This window comes from Bacillota bacterium (genome assembly GCA_024655925.1).
Classification (GTDB): domain Bacteria; phylum Bacillota; class DTU025; order DTU025; family JANLFS01; genus JANLFS01.
On the sequence record JANLFS010000028.1, the window covers coordinates 3,250 to 8,786 of the forward strand.

General features: G+C 60.4%; 7 protein-coding genes. All 7 read right to left on the reverse strand.

Going from position 1 to position 5,537, the window contains the following annotated elements; translation table 11 throughout:
- Positions 1 to 166 precede the first annotated feature (166 nt).
- The 7 genes from NUW23_05985 to sigG all read right to left on the reverse strand — a co-directional run bounded on the left by NUW23_05985 (position 167) and on the right by sigG (position 5,395).
- Complete coding sequence (locus NUW23_05985) at positions 167 to 862, reverse strand: YggS family pyridoxal phosphate-dependent enzyme (GenBank protein MCR4425727.1); 696 nt, start codon at positions 860 to 862, stop codon at positions 167 to 169.
- Between the two features lie 68 nt (positions 863 to 930).
- Entirely contained in the window at positions 931 to 2,163 is a 1,233-nt protein-coding gene (locus NUW23_05990) for a hypothetical protein (protein MCR4425728.1), read from the reverse strand.
- A gap of 42 nt (positions 2,164 to 2,205) precedes the next feature.
- Positions 2,206 to 2,952 (reverse strand): polyphenol oxidase family protein, encoded by a 747-nt coding sequence (locus NUW23_05995; protein MCR4425729.1) that lies wholly within the window; start codon positions 2,950 to 2,952, stop codon positions 2,206 to 2,208.
- 29 nt (positions 2,953 to 2,981) lie between these two features.
- Positions 2,982 to 3,503: a Hint domain-containing protein gene (locus NUW23_06000; protein MCR4425730.1), complete on the reverse strand. Its 522-nt coding sequence runs from the start codon at positions 3,501 to 3,503 to the stop codon at positions 2,982 to 2,984.
- Positions 3,504 to 3,535: 32 nt separating this feature from the next.
- Entirely contained in the window at positions 3,536 to 3,790 is a 255-nt protein-coding gene (locus tag NUW23_06005; protein MCR4425731.1) for a YlmC/YmxH family sporulation protein, read from the reverse strand.
- 91 nt (positions 3,791 to 3,881) lie between these two features.
- Positions 3,882 to 4,430 carry a stage II sporulation protein R gene (locus NUW23_06010; protein MCR4425732.1) on the reverse strand — a complete coding sequence of 183 codons (549 nt, stop codon included), beginning with the start codon at positions 4,428 to 4,430 and terminating at the stop codon, positions 3,882 to 3,884.
- A 191-nt stretch (positions 4,431 to 4,621) separates the two neighbouring features.
- Complete coding sequence (sigG, locus tag NUW23_06015; GenBank protein ID MCR4425733.1) at positions 4,622 to 5,395, reverse strand: RNA polymerase sporulation sigma factor SigG; 774 nt, start codon at positions 5,393 to 5,395, stop codon at positions 4,622 to 4,624.
- Positions 5,396 to 5,537: the final 142 nt, after the last annotated feature.

Consider the following 5,537-nt stretch of genomic DNA (forward strand, 5'->3'; position numbering starts at 1 on the left):
TGAACCGCGTGGGCGGTGTCGCCTACCGCGCGGTTCAAGGTCTCCTCCACCGCCTTGAGGTCTTCGGGGTCGAGGAAGCCCAGTGGCACAGGTCTTCCCATCTCTATGCATCTACTCACGGCTTCAGCAAGTTCTGACAGATTCGTCACTCCCTGCCCGGGCGATCTCAGGTGGATCTAGCCCCGAATATGGCAGTTCCCACTCGTACTATTGTGGCGCCTTCCTCCACGGCAATCTCGTAGTCTCCGGACATCCCCATGGACAGATGATCCATAGAGACATTCGGGACCCCGGCCTCCCGGAGTTCATCCCGTAAGCGCGCCGCCGCCCGAAACCACTCTCTGGACGCCTCCGGGTCAGGGGAGTAAGGGGGGATCACCATGAGCCCCACAACCTTGACCCTGTCGAAGCCCGGCATTGCCTCAATGAAGTCCCGGGCGCCTTCAGGAGGCACGCCGTGCTTGGTCGGCTCTCTCGCCACGTTCACCTGGAGGAGCGTCTCGACGAAGGCCCTTCCGGCCGCCCGGCACCGCCTGTCTAATTCGCGGGCAAGTTTGATGCTGTCCAACGACTGGATCATCGAGAAGAGCTCGAGGGCGTGCCTCACCTTGTTAGTCTGCAAGCTACCCACTAGATGCCACTCGGGGTTGCCCTCAACCTGGGGGGCCTTATCTCGTGCTTCCTGCACCCGGTTCTCGCCCACGACACGCACTCCAGCAGCCACGGCCTCACTCACGCGAGAGCTTTCGACGCCTTTCGTCACCGCGACGAGCCTGACTTCGCCGGGGTCGCGTCCTCCGCGGCGCGCTGCACGTTGGATGTTCTCCATCACCTTTGAGACGTTATCGGCGATTAGCCCCAATCGTAGTCACCTGTCTTCCGCCGTGCATAGGTATTCTTCACCATCCGGGGTATTCCTCCCGCTCAAGCCTAGGGCCTAGCTAGGACGCGGTCCCCCTCTGTGATGCCCCGGACGACCGTGGATTCCCCGTCCGTGGCCAATACTTCCACTTCCCGGAAGCTGAACCTGTCGCTGCGGAGAACGTAGACCCCGGTTGAGCCACCGCGCTCAACAACAGCAGGTGCCGGGACCAGTATACCTTCGAAAAGCCCAGTAACCAATCTGACCTCTTCGAACCTTGTGTCGGTGAGACTGGTGGCATACCGGTCCAGGGCAACATGCACCGCCCACTCGTGGGCAGTGCCTTGCCTCTTCTGCAAACTTAGTACTGTCGCCCCCACCGCCTCCGTTGCCAGCCTGGGGAACCTCACTCGGACCCTCCGGCCAGGTTCCGGGGGAGCGCCGTCCGGGAATTCTGCAAAGACCACCACGTGGGTGCGGTAGTTCTGAATCTCACGGAACACGGCGTTCCCAGCTGCGACATATTGGCCGTCCTCGAGGCGGCACGGATTGGGGCGGAGTTTGGACGGGTCGTGCATGAGCAGGTCCGGGTCATCTGGGCGGAGGAGTCCCTCGAGACCGTCCGTGTACCGGCTTATGAGAGAAGCCTCAAAGCTACGAAGCACAGCGAGGGCGCGTCCCATCGCCACATCCGATTGCCGTTTCGCCTCTGCCACCGCTCTTTGAGCGGACTCGATCTCCTCTCGCGTCCGGACTATCGAGGCCTGGATCGCTGCTTCCTGAGCGCGCAGGACCGAAAGGTCATCATGTATCCTGTTCGCATTCTTGGCATCCTTGCGCTCAACGTAGGCTCGCAGTTCCTCCTCTTTAACCGCGATTTGGACTCGAACCGCGTTCAGTCTTTCTCGCTCCCGCCTCTCGCGAAGGGCCACTGCCTGCACGAAAGAGTCCACTTCCTTTTGGACCTTGTCAGCATCCGGCCCGACTCGTGAGAGCAGAGCGGTGTCGCGGATCTCCGCCACCGCCTCCCCAGATGCGGTCTTCACTCCGTCATCGAGGTGGAAATGCACGACGCCGCTTATGGGCGTGATCACAACTCGCTCGTCCCGGACAATCATCCCGGTCCCGGTTACCTCATTCTCTATTGAACCGCGGCGGGCTACTGCACTCGAGGCGAACCTGCCCACAGTGCGTGGACAGATGAGGACGAAGACAGCATACGAAAGCACCGCGACCAGGAAAGCGGCCACGGCGGTTATGAAGACGTTTTGCCAGTGCTCCGCGGAACTTCGTTCTTCCATCCTCCGCCTGCGTAGGTCCGTAGGCATCCGATCCCGTCTCCCTCAAACCAGAGCTATTACGGCCGCCATCCTTCCCGGGCCGCCTCTGGAGGCTCTGTGCGAGAAGAACGTCCCGGGCGAGCACGAGGTGCAATCGGGCATTGCCAGGATTTGACCGGGGGGCACACCCGCTCGGATTGCCTGGTCACGAACGGCCTCAACGAGATCAAGATGCTCACCACCGGCGCCCGGGATTCCCGCAACGCGAAAGGCCTCCGTTACATCCTCCCCCACGCGGTAGCAGCACTTCCGGATCGACGGTCCGATGCAGACCAGGCAGTAACCAGGCGCAGTGTCGAAAGCTCGGGCCATGGTGGATAGTAGTGACGGGAGAGCGCCTCCAACAGTGCCCCTCCAGCCGGCGTGCGCGAGACCCACCGCCGGAGTCCTGAGGTCGACCACAAGAACAGGAGCGCAGTCCGCGAAGAGCCCAGCAATGGGGACGTCGGGATGGCGCGTGCAGAGGCAGTCGGTCCGGGGAATGGAATCCCCCGCGGACGTTGCTCCACGTCCGCGGTCGCTCGGGCCCACCACCTCAGTATTGCTGCCGTGAACCTGCTGGCCAAAGATGAGTGACCTCGGATCCACCCCAATCTCAGCCGCAGCTAAGGCACGGTTGCTGAGGACCTGATCCGGCGTCTCACCCGGCAGAAGACTCACCAGACTCATGTTCCCGGCCTGCTTCGTGGTGAAACCATGCCTCACGATGCCCGTCTCCTCGAGTCCCCGGCATCTGACCGTCAGGCCCAAGACCCGGCACCTCCGCAGATGATCAACACTTAGTCCTGATTATAGCATAAATCGTGTACCAGGAAGTCGTTGGCGAAGAACCAGTGGTCACCGGTCTCGAGTTCGTAGACGTACCCGGTGTACCCGGTTGCCCGCTCCATTGAGAGGATTCCAACGGCTTGCAGAGGCGCTCCCGCGTCCAGAACGGGTTTGCCGCCCCTGATCTTGGATGGGGGCCTTGCCAGGAGGGCGTCCCCGGCCCCGATCTCTCTGACGGGCAGGACCACCTCGCGCCCTCCCCGCCGGAGGGCCACCCGGTGCTCGCCGGTGAGAGAGAGCTTGCCCGACCTGGTAGACACGTGGAACAGAGGTTCCCCTTCCCACAGCTTCCGGCGGGAGACAGATATAATCTGGGTCCAGCCCGTACGGCCCAGAATCTGGAGGTCCTCGAGCTTTCCGGAATCAGCCCGCCCTTCTATCAGGTCGTTGAGGAAACTGAACTTCACATAGAGGACCTCTCCGGCCGTACGCAAGAGGATGGTGCTGCAATCCTCAGGTACGCAGTTGAACATCTACATCGCCCCCAGCAGGCGCAAGTATAGCATCACCCGCTTTCTGTTTCAAGGTCCGAATCGTCCACGAGCACCACATCCATGCCAATCTTGCGTATCTTGTCCCACCCGATCACAAACTCCTCCCCGCGCCCCAGGAATCCCAATAGTCTCCCTCCTCCGGGAATGATAAAGCTTCTGACCTGTCCAGTATCGACGTCGATTTCCAGGTCGAATATGTAGCCCAGCCGTTTGCCGTCATTGACGCTTACTACTTCCTTTACCCTCAGCTCGGACGCACGCTGGATCATGTGACCACCACCCCCAAAACACAAACTGGCCCTCATCATAATATGCGAAGGCCAGTTCCGTGGTGCGCACCCAGCACGTCATCTTCGGTCAGTTTTTTGCCTGCCGGAAATCGGGCAGGCCCACCAACCTTGCCACCCAGGCGGGCATCTCCCATGAGACTTGGGCAAGAGTCATCCCCGGCTCTCTCCCTGCAATCTCGTGTATCGTCGCCGCGGAGGCGAGCCCGTGCAGTCCGGGGTCGAACAGTCTAGTTGCGAGTTCGAACCGCACCGTGCTGTTCTCGGTGTCCGCAGTCTTCTGGACTATGCATGCTCTCTCCACGTCCACAAAGCACAGGGGCGGGAAGAGGACACACCACCAGTTCGATCCGATACCTTCCCCCACGGTAACCCTAAGGGCCAAGTAGTCGCCTTCAGGCAACCGAGTGTGTCCGTAGTCTGTGGGTGGAAACGGAAAACGACCGAGGGATGCGGTGACCGGAAGCGCGTAACCTCGCTCGGCCACCCGTACTCGGGCCGCTTCCTCGATCCTGCCGAGGTTCGCCTGGAGGGCGAGCGCCGCAGCCCGGGCGTCCGGGACGCCCTGGAGGATCCTCCCTGCCTCCGCGAGCACCGCGTTTCGGACATCTATCTTCAACAATTGCTGCTCCCGCCGCGACCACGTGGAGGCGGATCAGGTTGGTCGGGTTGTAGGCGTGTACAGACTCATCGCGTTCAGGCGAGAGAGTAACCCGAGCCGCCGAGCACGACAAGAGGGCACATGCGACGATGATACCACACGTGATAGCCCTGATCCGGAGTTCCCGGCCCACCTTCGTCACCTCCCCGCTACATGGATTTCCTCATGTGCTTCAGTGCCGCCTTCTCCAGCCTGGACACCTGAGCCTGTGATATACCGATCTCCTCCGCGACCTCCATCTGCGTCCTGCCCTCGAAGAACCTGAGCTTCAGGATCAGGCGCTCCCTCTCGCTCAGCTTCGACATGGCCTCCTTGATAGATATGCCTTCGAGCCAATTCGTATCGGTGTTCTTGTCGTCGCTCACCTGGTCCATCACATACATGGGGTCACCGCCGTCGTGGTAGATTGGTTCAAACAATGAGATCGGCTCCTGGATCGCGTCCAGGGCATACACGACTTCCTCCCGCGGCACGTCCAAGGCCTTGGCGATGTCGTTTATGCTCGGCTCTCTGGAATTCTCGTTGATCAGCCTGTCGCGGACCTGCAGGGCTCGGTAAGCGATGTCCCTGAGCGACCTCGATACTCGGATGGGGTTGTTGTCGCGGAGATACCGTCTGATTTCCCCTATGATCATTGGCACCGCGTAGGTGGAGAACTTGACGTTCTGGGACAGGTCGAAGTTGTCGATGGCCTTTATCAGCCCTATACATCCCACCTGGAAGAGGTCGTCCACGTACTCGCCGCGGTTGGTGAACCTCTGAATCACCGAAAGCACCAGGCGCAGGTTGCCGTATATCAGACGGTTTCTCGCGTCCTGGTCACCGCCTCGGACTGCCTCGAGCAATTCTCTCATCTTAGCTCCGGAGAGCACCGGCAGTTTGGAGGTGTTTACCCCGCAGATCTCCACCTTGTTGAGCAGCATTCGGCACAACTCCACGTTTTGTGTTCGACTCATCTAACAATAGAAGTATTGCTCCTGGCTTCGACGATTATTCCGTGCAGGACTCCGCTATTGCCAGTGTTTTGTGCATTATCTATACAATTGTTATCAACCAACATGGCAC